The sequence below is a fragment of the Palleronia rufa genome (assembly GCF_000743715.1).
Taxonomy (GTDB): Bacteria; Pseudomonadota; Alphaproteobacteria; order Rhodobacterales; family Rhodobacteraceae; genus Palleronia; species Palleronia rufa.
This window is the reverse complement of the sequence record NZ_JQEY01000008.1, coordinates 25,827-42,947: the sequence shown is the minus strand read 5'-3', so window position 1 is coordinate 42,947 and position 17,121 is coordinate 25,827. Positions and strand designations below refer to the sequence as shown.

The following is a 17,121-nucleotide window of genomic DNA, read 5'->3' as shown; positions in this document are numbered from 1 at the left end:
TTCCGCACGGTCTTGTATACGGTCCGATGGTGCGATCCTTTCGCTGAAGCTCTACGGGGCAGGTCACGGGAGCGCCCCGACCACGCCCGCCGGCAGAGCAGCGATACAGCGGTCGCAAGCGGTGCTCGTGCAGCTGGGTCGGGCCTCTTTCCCCGGACGGGTCGCGGTCCGGCGCCGCACGCGCCTGCACTGGGCGACCGCCTTCATGCCCTGCCGTCGTCGATCCCGCATCTCACGCGCTCGGCGCTGCTGCCTTCGGCGCCGTGGCGTCCCGCGCCTGCCGGACATCGAAGGCGCCAGACGTTCGAGCGGTATCCCATCGGGCGCCTTCACATCGGTATCGCCGAGGTGCAGACAACCGAGGGCAAGCCTGGCCAAGTTCGCGGTCGCCCAACGCGTTGCGACGGCGGACAGAAACACCGCACGCTCGAGGCTGTGTCTTGTCGGGTCCAAGCCATTCTCACCGACAACGGCATGTCCAGCAAGACAGGGGACTTGTCGCAACCCGGTTTGGGGTGTGCCCAGCTAATGTGCCTTATACCTATAATCATGATTATGTGAAAGATGGAGCCGCCGTTTATGCGTCCGAGGACCTGAGTCCGGTGTTCTTTTCCGCAAAGATTGCGACATGTTGCGCAGGTGAGTTCGTCCCGATCCGATGCCCGGTCAGGGCAACCGCCGCGTTCGTTCGGCTCAGGATTGGCGCGCCTCTTCGATGTCCATTTTCGGGTTGCCGGCAAGCTTTTGGACATCGCGGCGCGTCGCGGTGATCTCCTTGGCAAGCGTCAGGCCCCAGAGCAGCAGCGGGATCGACACGAAGCCGCCGATCGGGCCCCAGAGCCACAGGAAGAATACCAGTGCGAAAAAGACCAGCGCAGGGTTCAGTTTCATCGTCCGGCCGATCGCCGACGGTGTCACGAACTGCGCCTCGATCATGTTGAAGCTCAGAAAGACCAAGGCGGGTACGACCGCGTAGCTGCCCTCGAACGCCACCAGCCCGGTGAGCAGCAGAGCGAAAAAGACCACTGCGGGACCAAGATAGAGGACGAAGTTCAACAGAAACGTCGCCGTGCCCCAGAGCAGCGGTGCAGGCACCTCAAGGAGCGTCATGGCGATGGTCACGCAGATGCCGAACCCCAGGTTGACGATTGCGATCGTCAGGAAGTAGCGCGCCACCTCCCGCTCCGCCTGTCGTAGGCGGCGGGCGGTCTCAAGCTCCATGCTCTCGGGCGACAGATGCTGGGCGAGCCAGGCGTAGATCTCTACCCGGGTCAGCAGAAAGAAGAACAGAATCCCGGCGAAGGTTATTGACTGTCCCAGAACCGTTGGCGCCAGGAACAGCGCGTCCGCTGTCGTCGGGATGCCCAGATCGCCGCCGCCCTGGGCTGCATTCTCTCCGGCCTGTGCTGCGTTCCCGATGGCGCGTTCGACCTGCTCTCCGGCCGACTCGATGCCCTGGATCATGCTCTGGAACTGGACGACCGCGTCCCGGGTTTCCGCCATGATGGCCGGCCAGGACGCGACCACGCGTTCGGCAACGGGCAGCAGAAGCGCGGCCAGAACCATGATGACGATGAGCGTGAACACCAGACTGATGAGCGCGCTGATCCCCCGGGGCAATCCCAGACGCTCCCAGAAATCCGACAGCGGAGAGAGCACGACGCCCAGCGTCAGCGCCAGGATAGTGGGCTTGAACACGCTTTCCGCGACATAGAGGATGAAGAAAACCGCCAGAACCCCCACGGGGATCAGCGCGAGGTGACCTGCGATGCGGATCCGCTCCGCCTGATCGGTATTCATGGGCACGCAACGCGGGCCGGGACACAGGGTTCCCCCTGTCCTTGCGATGCAGCCGCCGGGCCGCCGCCCTACCCCAGCGCGTAGCCGGCGCCGCGCACGGTGCGGATCGGATCGTCGCCGCCATGGGCGCGCAGCGCCTTGCGCAGCCGGCCCACATGGACGTCCACGGTACGGCTGTCCACATAGATGTCCCGGCCCCAGACCCGGTCCAGCAACTGCTCGCGGCTCCAGACCCGGCCGGGCTTTTCCATGAGCGTGGTCAGCAGACGGAACTCCGTCGGCCCCAGGCTCAGCTCTTGCCCGTCGCGGTGGACGCGGTGGGTCTCGGGATCCAGTCGGATGCCCGCGTGGTCCAGAACCTGTCCGACGGTGCCCGGCCGCGTACGGCGCAACTGCGCGCGCACACGGGCCATCAATTCGGCCACGGAATAGGGCTTGGTCACGTAGTCGTCGGCGCCGGTCTCCAGGCCGCGGACGCGGTCGGCCTCTTCGGTGCGGGCCGACAGCATGATGACAGGCGTTTCGCGGGCGGCGACGCGGCGCTTGAGGCGGCGGCAGATCTCTATGCCGGACACGCCCGGCAGCATCCAGTCGAGCACCACCAGATCCGGCTGGCCCTCATCGAACAGGGTCAGGGCCTCATCGCCCGTCTCCGCGCGCGTGACCTCGAACCCCTCTGCCTCAAGATTGTAGGCCAGGATGTCGCGCTGCGACGGCTCATCCTCGACGATCAGCACATGCGGGCGGTCGGCCATCGGATCAGCCCTCTATATGCTGGACGGAGGTCATGTCGCCCTTGGGGCGGTCGTCTTCCGGGATGGCGCCCTCGACCGTGTAGATCACCTGATCGGCGATGGATGTGACGTGGTCGCCCATGCGCTCGATATTCTTGGCGATGAAGTGAAGGTGCATGCAGGCGGTGATGTTGCGCGGGTCCTCCATCATGAAGGTCAGGAACTCGCGGAAGATGGCGGTGTACATCTGGTCCACGTCCTCATCGCGCGCCCGGACCTGCCGGGCCATCTGGGCGTCGCGGTGGATATAGGCGTCAAGCACGTCGTGGAGCATCACCTCCACCTCGCGGGCCATGCGGCGGATCGACTGGGGCGCGCCTTCGATGGTGGGAAGCTGCAGCAGCACGCCCGTCCGTTTGGCCAGGTTCTTGGCATAGTCGCCGATGCGCTCCAGATTGGCGGAGATCTTGATGACCGACAGCACCAGCCGCATGTCGCTGGCGATCGGCGCACGGAGGGCCACGACGCGGGCGGCCTCCTCGTTGACCTGCTCTTCGAGCGTGTCGATCTGCCGGTCGTTGTCGCGGACCCGCTGGGCCAGATCCTCATCCCGGCTTTCCAGAGAGCGCGCGGCGTCCTGGATGGCGGCCTCGACCAGCCCGCCCATCTTCATGACCGTGGCCTGGAGCGCCTCCAGGTCGCGGTCGAAGGCGGATGCGATATGTTGTCCGGTGCTCATGGCGCCCTCCTCAGCCGATCCGGCCGGTGATGTATTTCTCGGTCCGCGGATCCTGCGGGTTGGTGAAAATGTCGTCGGTGTCGCCGTATTCCACAAGGTCGCCCAGGTGGAAGAACGCGGTCTTCTGGCTGACGCGCGCGGCCTGCTGCATGGAATGGGTCACGATCACCACCGAGAACCGGCCGCGCAATTCGTCGATCAGCTCCTCGATCTGGCTGGTGGCGATGGGGTCGAGCGCCGAGCACGGCTCATCCATCAGCAGCACCTCCGGCGACGTGGCCACCGCGCGGGCGATGCACAGCCTCTGCTGCTGGCCGCCCGACAGGCCGGTGCCCGGCGCCTGGAGACGGTCCTTGACCTCCTCCCAGATCGCGGCGCGCTTCAGCGACTTCTCGACGATCTCGTCCAGCTCGCCCTTGTTGCGGGCCAGGCCGTGGATCTTGGGTCCGTAGGCCACGTTGTCGTAAATGGACTTGGGGAACGGGTTCGGCTTCTGGAACACCATGCCGACCTTGGCGCGCAGCTGCACCGGGTCCACGTCGGGGTGATAGATGTCCTCTTCGTCGATCAGGATGTCGCCCTCGATCCGGGCGATGTCGATCGTGTCGTTCATCCGGTTCAGGCAGCGCAGAAAGGTGGACTTGCCGCAGCCGGACGGGCCGATGAAGGAGGTCACCGTCTTGTCGGCGATCTCTACGGAGACGTCCTTGATGGCGTGGTTGGCGCCATAGTACACGTTGACCCCCCTGGCCGAGATCTTGGTGTCCTTCATCGTGGTGTCTCTTTCTTCAAAACGGGCGTCTTTCACGGGACGGACCTTTCGTTACCAGCGGCGCTCGAACTTGCGGCGCAGCACGATGGCGGTGATGTTCATGATCGCAAGGAACACCAGCAGGACGATGATGGCGCCGGACGCGCGTTCGGCAAAGGCCGGGTCGGCGCGCTGGGTCCAGTTGTAGACCTGCACGGGCAGCGCCGTGGCCGGGTCGAAGAAGCCTTCGGGCGGCGCGTCGGGATATTCGGTGACGAAGGCCACCATGCCGATCAGCAAGAGCGGCGCGGTCTCTCCCAGGGCCTGCGCCAGCCCGATGATGGTCCCCGTCAGGATGCCGGGACCGGCCAGCGGCAGGACGTGGTGGAACACGGCCTGCATCTTCGACGCGCCCACGCCCAAGGCCGCGTCCCGGATCGACGGCGGCACCGATTTCAGCGATGCGCGGGTCGAGATGATGATGGTGGGCAGGGTCATCAGCGTCAGCACCAGGCCGCCGACGATCGGCGCCGATTGCGGCAATCCCCCGAAGTTGATGAAGATCGCCAGGCCGAGAATTCCGAACACGATGGACGGGACGGCGGCAAGGTTCGAGATGTTGACCTCGATGATGTCGGTCCAGCGATTGGTGGGGGCGAACTCCTCCAGGTAGATCGATGCCGCCACGCCGATGGGAAGCGCCAGGCCCAGCACGATCAGCATCATGTAGGCGGACCCCAGGATCGCCACCCCCAGCCCCGCGGCCTCCGGGCGCTGATCCGACGCGTCGGGCGCGGTGACGAAAGACCAGTTGAACTTGCGCGTCAGCATCCCCTCGTCTTTCAGGATGTCGGCCAGTTGCAGTTGCTCGGGGCTGATCTGGCTGTCGCGCGCGGCACTCTCCATGGTCACGGCGCCCTTGTAGTACTGGTCGATCCGGCTGGTGGCGAGGAAATCGAAACGCTCTGTCCCGCCGACCGCTTCGGGGTTGGACAGCACCCAGTCGCGGATCTGCGCCGGCGCCTGCTTGGAGATCAGGACGCCCGGATCGTTCAGTCCTTCCACCTCGATCCCGCGCGCCTCCAGCGCGCTCTGCATCGCGTCGTCCACAAGCCCCGCGTAGCCGAAGGTGATGACCTTGGCCATTTCCGCCGGGTCGCGGTTGCCTTCGGGGTCCAGCGTCTCGGCCGGGAGGGCGACGTCGATGGAGATGTAGGTCTGGGTAAAGGCCGGCAGGCCGCGATACAGGATCGAGGCCAGCAGAAAGACCAGCGCCAGGATGCCGATGACGATGGCCCCCAGCCCGTAGGCGCGGAACCGTTTCTCGGCCGCGTTGCGGGACTTGGTGCGCGCGTCCGGGCGCATGATCGACGCGGTGGAGGTGGCGGCACTCCGCCCGGCGCCGCGGTCGTCGGGCATGTCGGTCATTCGTACTGCTCCCGGTAGCGGCGGACGATCGCCAGGGCGACGACGTTGAGCACCAGCGTGATGACGAAGAGGGTCAGGCCCAGGGCGAAGGCCACAAGGGTTTCCGGTGAGGCGAAGTTGGTGTCGCCGGTCAGTTGGCTGACGATCTTGACGGTGACCGTGGTCATCGCCTCGAACGGGTTGAGGTCCAACCGCGCCGCGGCCCCCGCCCCCAGCACCACGATCATCGTCTCTCCGATGGCGCGGCTTGCCGCCAGCAGGATCGCGCCGACGATGCCGGGCAGCGCCGCCGGAACCACGACCTGACGGATCGTCTCGGACCTGGTGGCCCCCAGGCCCAGGCTGCCGTCGCGCATGGTCTGCGGCACGGCAGAGATGATGTCGTCGGACAGCGACGAAACGAACGGGATCAGCATGATCCCCATGACCAGCCCGGCGGTCATCACCGAAGAGCTGGAATTGCCGATCCCCAGGGGCTGGGCGAAGTAGTCGCGCAGCGCCGGTCCGACGACCAGCAGCGCGAACAGGCCGTAGACGATGGTGGGAATGCCGGCCAGCACCTCGATCAGCGGCTTGGCGACGGAGCGCAGGCGCCGGCTGGCGTATTCCGACAGGTAGATCGCCGCGAAGAGCCCGACGGGCACCGCCACCGCCAGCGCGATGAAAGAGATGTAGAGCGTGCCCCACAGAAGCGGCAGGATCCCCAGGTCCGAATTGCCGCGGAAGTTCGGGGCCCAGTTGGTGCCGAAGAAGAAGTCGGCGATCGGATACTGGCGGAAGAAACTGATCGATTCGAACAGCATCGACAGCACGATCCCCAGCGTCGTCAGGATCGCGATCAAGGCCGCGACAAGCAGCAGGCCGCGGATCACCCGTTCGACCGCGTTTCGGGCGCGGCGGTCCTTGTTGACGCGGGAAAGGCTGAGGCCGAAGCCCGCGGCCGCCACGCCCAGCACCGCGACGGTCATCAGCAGCGCGCCGCGCCGGGACAGGTTGCGGAAGGTGCGCGCGGCGTCGAGGATCGCGGGCGAGACATCGGACCCCAGCGCCAGACCTATGGCGCCGAGCTGTCCGCGGATGTCGTCCCCGGCGGAGAGGTCGGCAGCCTCCCGCGGGCTGACGCGCCCGGTCCGCACCAGGATCTCAAGCCCGTCGGCCAGCCGTTCCACATCGCCCATCAGCAGGTCCCGCGTGCCGCCGTCGGGCACGGCGCTCTCGGGGATCTGGCCGGTCACCCTGGCATCGATCAGCACGGGCTGGACGAAGAGCCAGACCGCCAGGAGCAGTAGCGACGGGATCAGCGCGGCCAGCGCGACCGACGCGCCGTGATAGTTCGGCCGGGAATGAAGCGCGGTCGGATCGCCGCCCGCGGAGGCAAGCGCCCGGCGGCGGCCCAGGACCACGCCCGCGATGGCAAGCCCGGCAAGGATGAGCAGGATCCAGATCACCGGCATGAAAGCGGGCCTTTCGACAGGGCGCGGGTCGTCCGGCGCCGTGCATGGGTCATGAACGGGTCGGGCGGCCCGCCGGATCTTGCAGCGGGCCGCCCCGGGCGTGTGTCGTGCGGGTCAGGAGGGGTCCGGCATGGTGGTCTCGTCCTCGACCTTCTGTTGCGTCTGGGCCAGTTCGGGATCGGGCACCAGCCCGTAGTCGGCCAGCGGGCCGCCCTGCCCGGCCACCTGGTCGTTGACGAAGAACGCGGCGTATTCCTTTAGGCCCGGGATCACGCCGATATGCGCCTTCTTGATGTAGAAGTAGAGCGGGCGCGACACCGGGTATTCGCCGCTGGCGATGGTCTCGGTCGACGGCGCGACCCCGCCCATGGTGGCGACCTTCAGCTTGTCGGTGTTGTTTTCGTAAAACGACAGCCCGAACACGCCGACGCCGTCGGAGTTCGATTCGATGCGCGCCAGGGTTTCGGTATAGTCGCCGTCGATGTCCACGGCGGCCCCGTCGTCGCGAATCGCCATGCAGGCGTCTTCGGCCGCGTCCTCGTCGCCGCCGTTGATCTCCATGATCTGCTCCATGGCGCCGGAGGCTTCGCAGCCCGCCAGGATCACCTTTTCCTCGAACACCTCCCGGGTGCCGTGCTTGGTGCCGGGAATGAACGCCAGGATCTCGGCATCGGGAAGGCTGGGGTCGATGTCGGTCCAGTTGGTATTGGGATTCGCGACCATCTCACCGTCCTGAGGGATCTCCGCGGCCATCGCCTTGTACCATTGCGCCGGCTCGAAGGCGGTGAAGGCCGGTCCGTCGGTCTGGCTGGCGAACACGATGCCGTCATAGCCGATCCGGACCTCTATGATCTCGTTCACGCCATTGTCGGCACAGGTTTTCTGCTCTTCGGGGCGCATCGGGCGGGACGCGTTGGCGATGTCGATGGTGTTCTCGCCCACGCCCTCGCAAAAGAGCTTGAGGCCCGCCGAGGAGCCCCCGGACTGGATCACCGGCGTCGGGAAGTCGTAGGATTCGCCGAACGCCTCGGCGACGATGTTGGCATAGGGCAGCACGGTGGAGGATCCGGCGACCTGGACCTGATCGCGGCCCTGGGCGCCTGCGGCGGTGGCCGCGGCGGCAAGAATAGCAACGGAGGCGGTGGTTCTGACGAAGGACATGTGAGCTCCTGGCTTGTCGTTTCCCGGGCCGGGTCGCGGCCTCCGCCGCTCGATACCGGCGGGGCGCGTCACCTATGTAACGGCAATGTAACGGTTTGATGACAACGCCGGCGACGCAAGGGCAGCGCGGCCGGTCAGGGCTCGCGCGGCAAGAGCGCGGTGAACACCGTCCCGGCACCGCGCCGCGACGCCACCAGAAGCCTGCCGCGGTGGCGCGAGACGATGTGCTTGACGATCGCCAGGCCCAGCCCGGTGCCCCCCACCTCGCGGGAGCGGTGGCCGTCCACGCGGTAGAACCGCTCGGTCAGCCGCGACAGATGGCGCTCGTCTATGCCAGGACCGTTGTCGATCACGTCCAGCACGACGCCGGCGCGGTGGAGCTCTGGGACGGACAGACGCTCGGTCAGGCGGATCTCGACCCGTGTGCCGCCGTATTTGACGGCGTTCTCGATCAGGTTCCCGACCACCTGCCGAAGCTGGTCGCCGTCGCCCTTCAGCAGCACCGGGGCCGCGGGGCGGTCGTAGACCAGCGCCACGCCGCGCGACGTGGCCGATCCGCTCAGCGTGGTCACGCAGGAGGCGACGATCAGCGCGATGTCGACCTCCTCTGTGGGGCGCATCCGTTCGTTGGCCTCCACCCGGCTCAGCGACAGCAGGTCGGTCACCAGGCGGTTCATCCGCTGGGCCTCTCGCTCCATCACGGTCAGGAATCGCTCGCGGGCCGCGGCATCGGCGCGGGCCGGGCCGCGCAACGTCTCGATGAAGCCCAGGATGGCGGTCAGCGGGGTTTTCAGCTCATGGCTGACGTTGGCGACGAAATCGCGGCGCATCTGGTCGGCCTCCTCGGCGGCCGAGCGGTCCTCGAAGCTGACCAGCATCCAGCGGCCGGCTGCGGCGACATGGGCGCCAAAGGTCAGATCGGTGCGGTCCTTGCGCGCCAGAAACCGCGCGTCGCGGGGCTGTCCGTCGCCGTGGGTGCGCTCGATCGCCTCGACCAGCGCGGGCTGGCGCAGGGCCAGGACGAAGTGGCGCCCCACCAGACCGCGGCCGAACACCTCCGTGGCGCCGGCGTTCACCGCGACGATCCGGTGGTCGCGCCCGATCAGAAGGGCGGGCACGGCCAGCGCGTCGAGCAGCTCCTGCGGGCGCGGGCCGTCCATGCGCCCTACCCCGCCGCGGCCGCCGCGCGTATCGCGGCCTCGAACTCCCCCAGCAGCAGGTCGGCGGGTTCCACCCCGACGGAGACCCGGAACGAGCCTTCCGACAGCCCCAGCGCGGCGCGCCCCTCCGGGCTCAGTCCGCGGTGCGACGACGTGGCCGGGTGCGACAGTGTGGTGGCCACGTCGCCCAGCGTGGGCGCGAAGGCGATGCGCTCCGCCGCGCGCACCAGCGCGTTCGCGGCAGGGCGCCCGCCGGCGATCTGGAACGTCACCATGTTGCCGGTGCGCGCGCCCAGAAGCGCCGCGGCGCGCGCCCGGTCGGGATGGTCGTCGCGCCCGGGATAGATCACCCTCTCGACCCCGGGCAGCCCGTCCAGACGGTCGGCCAGGGCGCGGGCGGTCGCCTCTGCCCGGTCGTAGCGCAGTTCGAAAGAGTGCATCCCCCGCTCCGCCAGCCAGCAATCGAACGGGCTGGCGGTCAGTCCCAGCGTGGTGGCAAAGACGCGCATCGCCTCCCGGTGCGCGGGATCCTTCGCGGCGACATAGCCCAGCGTCGCGTCGGAGTGCCCCGCCAGCAGCTTGGTGACCGAGTGGATCACGATGTCCGCACCATGTCTGAAGGGCCGGATCGCGCGCGGGGTGGTAAAGGTGTTGTCGACGATCAGCGTGATGCCGCGCGGCCCGGCCAGCCGGGCGATCCCGTCCAGATCGGCGACGCGCAGGGTCGGGTTCGACACGACCTCGATCAGGATCGCGCGGGTCTCGGGGCGGAGCGCGGCCTCGATGGCGGCCGCGTCGGTGGGATCGGCCAGCGTGGTCTCCACGCCCAGCCGCGGCAGGTCGTCGGTCATCATCCGCAGCGATCGGCCGTAGAGCTGGTCGCCGCCGACCACGTGATCTCCGGCGCGCACCAGCCCCAGCAGGGCCGCCGCCACCGCGGCCATGCCGGAACCCGTCACCAGCCCCCCGGTGGCCCCCTCCAGCGCGTCGATCTTGGCGGCCAGGACAGAGGCATTCGGATGCGCCTCGCGCGCGTAGGTGTATCCCGGCGCGCGGCCCTCGTAGATGGCGTCCAGCGCGTCCGGGCTTTCGGCACCATAGACGACGGACGGTTGCAGCGGCGTGCCCAGGGCGCGCTCGGTGCCCTCCGGCCAGGGCGTGCGGCGGACGGTGGTGCGCGGTGCCGTGTCGGGCCGGGGCAGCGCGCGGGGCGCCTCGCGGCGGCCGAACAGGCGTGCGATGAATCCTTGCGCCATGGTTCAGTCGATCCGCGTCAGGGTCTTGGCGAAGCGCGCCGCGTTCTCCTGGTAGTGCAGGGCAGAGGCGCGGAGCATCTGGATCGCCCGGGCGTCCAGCTTGCGCACCACCTTGCCCGGCGCGCCCAGCACCACAGAGCCGTCCGGGATCTCCTTGCCCTCGGTCACCAGCGCCCCCGCGCCGATCAGGCAGTTGGTCCCGATCTTCGCCCCGTTCAGCACCGTCGCCCCCATGCCGATCAGGCTCTCGTCGCCAACGGTGCAGCCGTGCAGCATCACCTTGTGGCCGATGGTGCAGTCGCGCCCGATGGTCAGCGGCATTCCCATGTCGGTATGCAGCACGCAATTCTCCTGGATGTTGGTGCCGGGGCCGACCTCTATGGTCTCGTTGTCGCCGCGCAAGGTGGCGCAGAACCAGACGCTGGCGCGCGCGCGCAGGATGATGCGGCCGATGACATTGGCGTCGGGTGCGACCCAGACGCCGTCCTCCAGAAGCGGCGTGTCGCCGCCCAGATCGTAGATCATGTGCTCTCCTCGAATTCCTGCTGCAGTCTGCGGACATGCGCGTTCAGACCGGGCTGCTGGACCCGGCGCAGGCGCGCGGCGGTGATGATGGAGGTCAGCCGGTCCTCCGTGTCGTGCAGGTCCTCGTTGACCAGCACGTAGTCGTAGCCGTCCCAATGGCTGATCTCGTCCCAGCTTTTCTGCATCCGCCCGGCAATGGTCTCCGGCGCGTCCTTGGCGCGGCTCTCCAGGCGGCGGCGAAGTTCGTGGATCGACGGCGGCAGCAGGAAGATCGACAGGGTATGGGCGGCCAGGGCCGAATTGCGGATCTGCTGCGCGCCCTGCCAGTCGATGTCGAAGAGCACGTCCTTGCCCGCACCGATGGCCTGCTCCACCGGCCCCCGGGGAGAGCCGTAGAAATTGCCGAAGACATGGGCGTGTTCCAGCATCTCTCCGTCCGAAACCATGGCCTTGAACGCCGCGTCGTCGACGAAGCGATAGTCGCGCCCGTCGGTCTCTCCCGGGCGCGGCGGCCGGGTGGTGGCCGAGACGGAGAAGGCAAGCGTCGGGTCCCATGCCGTCAGGCGCTGCGCCAGGGTCGATTTTCCGGCGCCCGAGGGTGAGGAGAGGATGATCAGAAGGCCGCGGCGGGTGTCGGGCAAGGTTTCACTCCACGTTCTGAACCTGTTCGCGGAGTTGGTCTATGACGGTTTTCAGGTCAAGCCCGTGCGCGGTCAGCGCCGTGTCCTGGGACTTCGCGCAAAGCGTGTTCGCCTCCCGCATGAACTCCTGCATGAGGAAGTCGAGCTTGCGGCCCTTGGGTGCGTCGCGCCGCACAAGCGTGCGCGCGGCGTCTACATGGGCGCCCAGGCGGTCGAGCTCTTCGGTGACGTCCTGGCGCACGGCGATGAGCGCCAGCTCCTGGGCCAGCCGGTCGGGATCGGTAGCGGCGGTTTCGTCCAGGATGCGGCGCACCGCGGCGTCCAGCGACTGCGCCTGGACGGCCTGCCGGGAGCGCGCGGCACCGCCGGCAAGGGCCACAAGGGACGCGATCTCATCCAGCCGGGCGGTGAGGATCGCGTCGAGCGCGCGGCCCTCCGCGGCGCGCACCTCCAGAAAGGCGGGCAGCACGTCGGTATCGAAATCCGCGATCAGGCGGTCGCGCAGGGCGGCCTCTGCGTCCGCGTCGAGTATCTCGGCGCCGGTGCGCAGCGTCAGAAGGTCAGTGGCGCGCACCGGCGCCAGGGGACGGCCCGCGGCGCGTGCGATATCCTCGACCGCTGCGATCTGCGCCAGGGCCCGGTCCAGGGCGGCGCGGTCGAAGCCCCCTGCCCCGGCCTCGCGCATGAGTTTCAGCGACAGCCCCACGTTGCCCCGCGACACCGCGCCCTGAAAACGCGCGCGCAGCGCGGCCTCCAGCCCGCCGATCCAGTCGGGCAGCCGCAGGCGAAGATCGAGCCCCTTGCCGTTGACCGAGCGCAGTTCCCAGGTCCAGGACCAGTCGTCCCATGCGCCGGTATGGCTGGCAAAGCCGGTCATGGATCGCGTTACGGATGGGAACATGAGGAATTAACCCTCGTTCGTATTTAAGAAAGATTTTCGACAAACCCCATGGTATCGATGGTGTGGGGAATATCGGTCGGTTCGCGCCCTGTCTTGCACAGGCACGCGGCGATGGACAGACCGCGACGGGGAAGAGACGCGGCCGGCGACGGCCCGCGGCGAAGCATGGGGGCCTGGCATGGTCGGAAGCGCAGAGATTCTCAGACTGCCGCATCGCAGGGACCGCGGCGACGACACCGCGCGCCGGGCGGTCGAAAGCCACTGGGCCGCGCTGGATGCGGGACGCGTGCCTTACCGGGACGATGTGGATCCGGCGGCCCTGGGCTGTGCGCTGGACCGGGTCCTGGTGATCGAGCGGATCGCGCCGCGACAGGCGCGGATCCGTCTGGCGGGCCAGCGGATCGCGGCGCTGCAGGGGTGCGAACTTCGCGGGATGCCGCTGTCCTGTCTGCTCGCACCGGCCTCGCGCAGCGGTCTGGGCGACGGGCTGGAGACGCTGTTCGACACGCCGGCACGGCTGGATCTGACGCTGGAATGGTCCCGGCGCGCGTTCCGCTCGCCGCTGACCGCCGGGCTCACCCTGCTGCCGCTGCGCGACCGCGCGGGACAGGTCACCCGGGCGCTGGGCTTCTTCGATCTGCCGCACCGGATGCCGGCACCGCCCCTGCGCATGGCCATCGCGGCGACCGGCCACCGCCCCGTGGAGCCGGGCTTCACCCCCCGGTCCGCGGGCGGTCCCGATTTCGAGCGCGCGGACCGCGCCCGCGACGTGCTGCGCCGACGCCGGTCGTTCCGGCTGGTCGACGCGGGCTGACACGCACGGTGGCTCACGCGGTGGCGGCATCCCGTGCCGCGGCGTGGCCGTCGCGCATGAGCTGATTGACCAGAAAGGCCAGCTCCAGCGATTGCGAGGCGTTCAGCCGCGGATCGCACGCCGTGTGGTAGCGGTCCGACAGATCCTCATCCGTCAGGGCGCGCAGGCCGCCGGTGCACTCGGTCACGTCCTGTCCGGTCATCTCGAAATGGACGCCGCCGGGAATGGTGCCCATCTCTGCATGGATGCGGAAGAACTCGCGCACCTCTCCCAGCACGTCGTCGAAGGGCCGCGTCTTGTAGCCGGACGCCGACTTGATCGTGTTGCCGTGCATGGGATCGCAGGACCAGACCACATGCGCGCCCATCTGCGTGACCGTGTCGATGAGACGGGGCAGATGCTCTGCCACCTGCGCGTGGCCGAAGCGCGCGATGAGCGTCAGGCGGCCCGCCTCGTTGGCGGGATTCAACCGCTCGATCAACACTTTCAGGTCGTCGTTGGAAATCGTCGGGCCGCATTTCAGACCGATGGGATTCATGATCCGGGAACAGAATTCCACATGGGCGCCGTCGGGCTGCCGGGTGCGGTCCCCGATCCAGACCAGATGCCCGGACCCCGCCACCATGTCGCCGGTCATGGGATCGCGGCGGGTCAGGCTTTCCTCGTATTCCAGAAGCAGCGCCTCGTGGGAGGTGTAGAAATCCACCGTCGCAAGCTCTTCGGACTTCGTGGGGGTCAGGCCCGCCGCGCGGATGAAGTCCAGCGTGTCCTGCAGCGCGTTGGCGATGTCGCGGTAGGCGGCGGCCTTGTCCTCTGCGGTGAAGTCCAGCGTCCACTGGTGCACCTTGTTGATGTCGGCAAAGCCGCCCTTGGACAGGCCGCGCAGTTGGTTGAGGGTCGCGGCGGCCTGGGTATAGCCTTCGATCATCCGGTCGGGATCGGGCAGGCGCGACGCCGCGTCGAAGGCGAAGCCGTTGATGATGTCGCCGCGGTAGGACGGCAGCTCTACCCCGTCCACCGTCTCCGTCGGGGCCGAGCGGGGCTTGGCGAACTGGCCGGCGATGCGGCCGACCTTCACCACCGGCACCTTGGCGCCGTAGGTCAGTACCATGGCCATCTGCAGCAGCACCTTGAACGTGTCGCGCACCTGGTCGGCGCCGAACTGCTCGAAGCTTTCGGCGCAGTCGCCGCCCTGGAGCAGAAAGGCGCGGCCATGGGCGACCTCTGCCAATTCGGCGCGCAGGCGCCGTGCCTCATCCGCGAAGACCAGCGGCGGAGAGGCTCTGAGCCGCGCCTCGGCGGCGGAGAGGCGCGCGGCGTCGGTATAGACCGGCATCTGGACCCGGTCGCGCGTGCGCCAGCTCGAAATCTCAGCGGATGCCATCGGTCTCTCCCTGCCAAAGATCGGAAGCCAGCTATAGCCCCGCGCGGTTCTTCTTGCAAACGGCAAAGGCCACGCTAACACGGAGAGAAATCGCGCGCCCCGCCCGGTTGGCGGGACGGGGTGACGCATGTCCAGCGAGCATCCCGATGGCCGAGCGCCCCGTCCCTTCCCGCGCCGCGACCGCCCCCCGGCAGGGGGCGACCGCGCATTACACGTTCCTGCTGCTGGATCGGTTCAGCCTGCTGAGTTTCGCGGGCGCGGTGGAGTGCCTGCGCCTTGCCAACCGGCTGTCGGAACGCACGCTCTACAGCTGGAGCCTGACAGGCGACGCGGGCGGCAGCGGCGTGCGGACCTGCTCGGGCGGCGTGACGTTCACGCTGGACGACGACCTGGGCGAGCCGCCGCGCGACGCCACCATCGTGGTCTGCGGCGGGGTGGACGTGGCGGAGGCGACGACCCGGCGCGTGCTGAATTGGCTGCGGCGCGAGTCGCGGCGCGGGGCGGCCGTCGCCGGGCTGTGTACCGGCGCGCATACGCTGGCGGCCGCGGGACTTCTGGACGGCAAGCGCGCCACGATCCACTGGGAGAACCAGGACGCCTTCGCCGAGGCCTTCGAGGACGTGGAGCTGACGCGCCGGGTGTTCGCCATCGACGGGGCGCGGATGACCACCGCGGGGGGGACGGCTTCGATCGACCTGATGCTGCGTCTGCTGGCGCGGGATCACGGCGAGGACCTGGCCAACGCGGTGGCCGACCAGCTGATCTATTCCTCGATCCGCACCGACCAGGACCAGCAGCGGCTCTCTACCCCGACCCGGATCGGCGTGCGGCATCCCAAGCTGGCGGCGGTGATCCAGAAGATGGAAGCCCATATCGAAGAGCCGATCAGCCCGGCCCTGCTGGCCCAGCAGGTGGACCTGTCCACGCGCCAGCTGGAGCGGCTGTTCCGCCGCTACCTGACCCGCAGCCCGAAGCGCTACTATATGGAACTGCGCCTGGAACGCGCGCGCAACCTGCTATTGCAGACCGACATGAGCGTCATCAACGTGGCGCTGGCCTGCGGCTTCACGTCGCCCTCGCATTTCTCGAAATGCTATCGCGCGCATTACCGCACGACCCCGTACCGCGAGCGCGGCAGCCGCGGCACGGGGGCCACGTGACGGGCGCCATGTGACGGTGGGGTGCAGCCCAGGTTGGGACGGCCTGGGCTGCGGAACGACGGCAGGACCGGGATGCAGACCGATCGGGACAGCAATCGGTTACCCACGGGGAGCAGGAGGTGTCGGCGCGTGATGCACCTGACGGGCACCCCGCCCCTGCCGCCGTCCGATTTTCAACTCCGCCGTGCGCCGCGGGTTCCGCGGACCGCGCCGGAAAAACCCGGCCGGTACGGTCGTGGCCATTGCCAGGCCCGGCTGGGGCGTCCGCGGCGGGCGGCGCCGGCGCGGTGAGGCGTCTGTTGCCTTTGGCGGGCGCCGGGGTGCGGGGGCGCTGCCCCCGTCGCCTTGCGGCGACTCCCCCGGGATATTTGGGGAAAGATGAAGGGGCGTTAAGGTTAATGCCGGTTGGGTCGGGCCGGGAGCGGAGGGAGCAGAGATGTGCGACGGTGCAACCGGGGTTTTCGGGTCGGGATGTTTGCAAGGCCCGGGTTCCGGCACCCGGCCGTGGCGGGGTCGCGATTTCGCGGAAGTTTCGGTGTGACCGGGCTGCGAATCGCGATTTTGGCCGCGGGGGCGTCGGCGCGGATGCGCGGGCGCGACAAGCTTCTGGAAGAGGTGGAGGGGCTTTCGCTGTTGCGCCTGGCCGCCACGCGCGCGTTGGCGACGGGCTGTCGGGTTCTTGTCACCCTTCCGGTTCCCGCCCCTCTCCGCGCGGCGGCTCTGGGCGGGCTTGCGGTCGACCTGGTGCCCGTCGCCGATGCCGGCACGGGCATGGCCGCCTCCTTCCGGGCGCTGGCGCGGACGGCGACCGGGCCGCTTCTGGTGACGCTGGCGGACATGCCGGAGATCGACACGCCCGCGCTCTGCCGCCTGATCGCCGCCCATCGCGCGGCGCCGGATCTGGTGCTGCGCGCCACCGCGTCGGACGGCACGCCCGGACAGCCGGTGCTGTTTCCGGCCCGCTTGGTTCCGGCGATGGCCGGGTTGACCGGCGACACGGGTGCCCGCGCACTCCTGACCGGAGAGAAGGTACGCGCCGTGCCGCTGCCGGGACGCGCCGCGGTGACCGACCTGGACACGCCTGAGGACTGGGCAGCCTGGCGGGCGGGGCGGCGGCCGGAAGGCGGGTGATCCATCGGGGACGGGGCGGCCCGGGACCGCCATGCCGGCGGCGCGGCCCGGTCCGCAGGACGGCGCCGCCGTGCACCGCGCG

At 68.6% G+C, this 17,121-nt stretch carries 16 protein-coding genes; 3 read left to right on the top strand and 13 right to left on the bottom strand.

Translation table 11 applies throughout. The annotated features are described in order from the left end of the window. Positions 1–693 precede the first annotated feature (693 nt). The 12 genes from KW83_RS11650 to KW83_RS11595 form a co-directional block, all read right to left on the bottom strand. On the bottom strand, positions 694–1,800 hold the full coding sequence (locus tag KW83_RS11650; RefSeq protein ID WP_051928463.1) for an AI-2E family transporter: 1,107 nt from the start codon (positions 1,798–1,800) through the stop codon (positions 694–696). A gap of 68 nt (positions 1,801–1,868) precedes the next feature. Next, complete coding sequence (gene phoB, locus KW83_RS11645; protein ID WP_036178785.1) at positions 1,869–2,555, bottom strand: phosphate regulon transcriptional regulator PhoB; 687 nt, start codon at positions 2,553–2,555, stop codon at positions 1,869–1,871. Between the two features lie 4 nt (positions 2,556–2,559). Further along, entirely contained in the window at positions 2,560–3,273 is a 714-nt protein-coding gene (gene phoU, locus KW83_RS11640) for a phosphate signaling complex protein PhoU (RefSeq protein WP_036178782.1), read from the bottom strand. 10 nt (positions 3,274–3,283) lie between these two features. Then, positions 3,284–4,045 (bottom strand): phosphate ABC transporter ATP-binding protein PstB, encoded by a 762-nt coding sequence (pstB, locus tag KW83_RS11635; protein WP_036178779.1) that lies wholly within the window; start codon positions 4,043–4,045, stop codon positions 3,284–3,286. A gap of 51 nt (positions 4,046–4,096) precedes the next feature. Further along, positions 4,097–5,443, bottom strand: a complete 1,347-nt coding sequence (gene pstA, locus KW83_RS11630; RefSeq protein ID WP_051928470.1) for a phosphate ABC transporter permease PstA — start codon at positions 5,441–5,443, stop codon at positions 4,097–4,099. A gap of 5 nt (positions 5,444–5,448) precedes the next feature. Beyond that, a complete protein-coding gene (pstC, locus tag KW83_RS11625; RefSeq protein ID WP_036178773.1) occupies positions 5,449–6,906 on the bottom strand; it encodes a phosphate ABC transporter permease subunit PstC in 1,458 nt (485 codons plus the stop codon). Positions 6,907–7,020: 114 nt separating this feature from the next. After that, positions 7,021–8,067 (bottom strand): substrate-binding domain-containing protein, encoded by a 1,047-nt coding sequence (locus KW83_RS11620; protein ID WP_036178771.1) that lies wholly within the window; start codon positions 8,065–8,067, stop codon positions 7,021–7,023. Between the two features lie 134 nt (positions 8,068–8,201). Continuing rightward, the gene (locus tag KW83_RS11615; protein ID WP_036178768.1) at positions 8,202–9,227 is read right to left on the bottom strand and encodes a sensor histidine kinase; all 1,026 of its coding nucleotides are present in this window, start codon (positions 9,225–9,227) and stop codon (positions 8,202–8,204) included. A 5-nt stretch (positions 9,228–9,232) separates the two neighbouring features. Beyond that, the gene (locus KW83_RS11610) at positions 9,233–10,483 is read right to left on the bottom strand and encodes a trans-sulfuration enzyme family protein (protein ID WP_081904582.1); all 1,251 of its coding nucleotides are present in this window, start codon (positions 10,481–10,483) and stop codon (positions 9,233–9,235) included. 3 nt (positions 10,484–10,486) lie between these two features. Next, positions 10,487–11,008, bottom strand: a complete 522-nt coding sequence (locus KW83_RS11605; RefSeq protein WP_036178765.1) for a gamma carbonic anhydrase family protein — start codon at positions 11,006–11,008, stop codon at positions 10,487–10,489. Beyond that, on the bottom strand, positions 11,005–11,649 hold the full coding sequence (gene gmk / locus KW83_RS11600) for a guanylate kinase (RefSeq protein ID WP_036178763.1): 645 nt from the start codon (positions 11,647–11,649) through the stop codon (positions 11,005–11,007). The genes KW83_RS11605 and gmk overlap by 4 nt, the downstream gene beginning before the upstream one ends. A gap of 4 nt (positions 11,650–11,653) precedes the next feature. After that, positions 11,654–12,526 carry a YicC/YloC family endoribonuclease gene (locus KW83_RS11595; protein ID WP_036178761.1) on the bottom strand — a complete coding sequence of 291 codons (873 nt, stop codon included), beginning with the start codon at positions 12,524–12,526 and terminating at the stop codon, positions 11,654–11,656. 202 nt (positions 12,527–12,728) lie between these two features. Between KW83_RS11595 and KW83_RS11590 the strand changes: the two genes are divergently transcribed. Continuing rightward, positions 12,729–13,364, top strand: coding sequence for a PAS domain-containing protein (locus tag KW83_RS11590; RefSeq protein WP_051928462.1), 636 nt, complete (start codon positions 12,729–12,731; stop codon positions 13,362–13,364). 13 nt (positions 13,365–13,377) lie between these two features. On the opposite strand, the gene KW83_RS11585 is transcribed toward KW83_RS11590, so the two are convergent. Beyond that, on the bottom strand, positions 13,378–14,748 hold the full coding sequence (locus tag KW83_RS11585) for a class II 3-deoxy-7-phosphoheptulonate synthase (RefSeq protein ID WP_036178758.1): 1,371 nt from the start codon (positions 14,746–14,748) through the stop codon (positions 13,378–13,380). Between the two features lie 146 nt (positions 14,749–14,894). Here KW83_RS11585 and KW83_RS11580 point away from each other — a divergent pair, with 146 nt between their 5' ends. Next, a complete protein-coding gene (locus KW83_RS11580) occupies positions 14,895–15,908 on the top strand; it encodes a GlxA family transcriptional regulator (protein ID WP_036178755.1) in 1,014 nt (337 codons plus the stop codon). A gap of 537 nt (positions 15,909–16,445) precedes the next feature. Then, a complete protein-coding gene (locus KW83_RS11575) occupies positions 16,446–17,039 on the top strand; it encodes a nucleotidyltransferase family protein (RefSeq protein ID WP_036178753.1) in 594 nt (197 codons plus the stop codon). Positions 17,040–17,121: the final 82 nt, after the last annotated feature.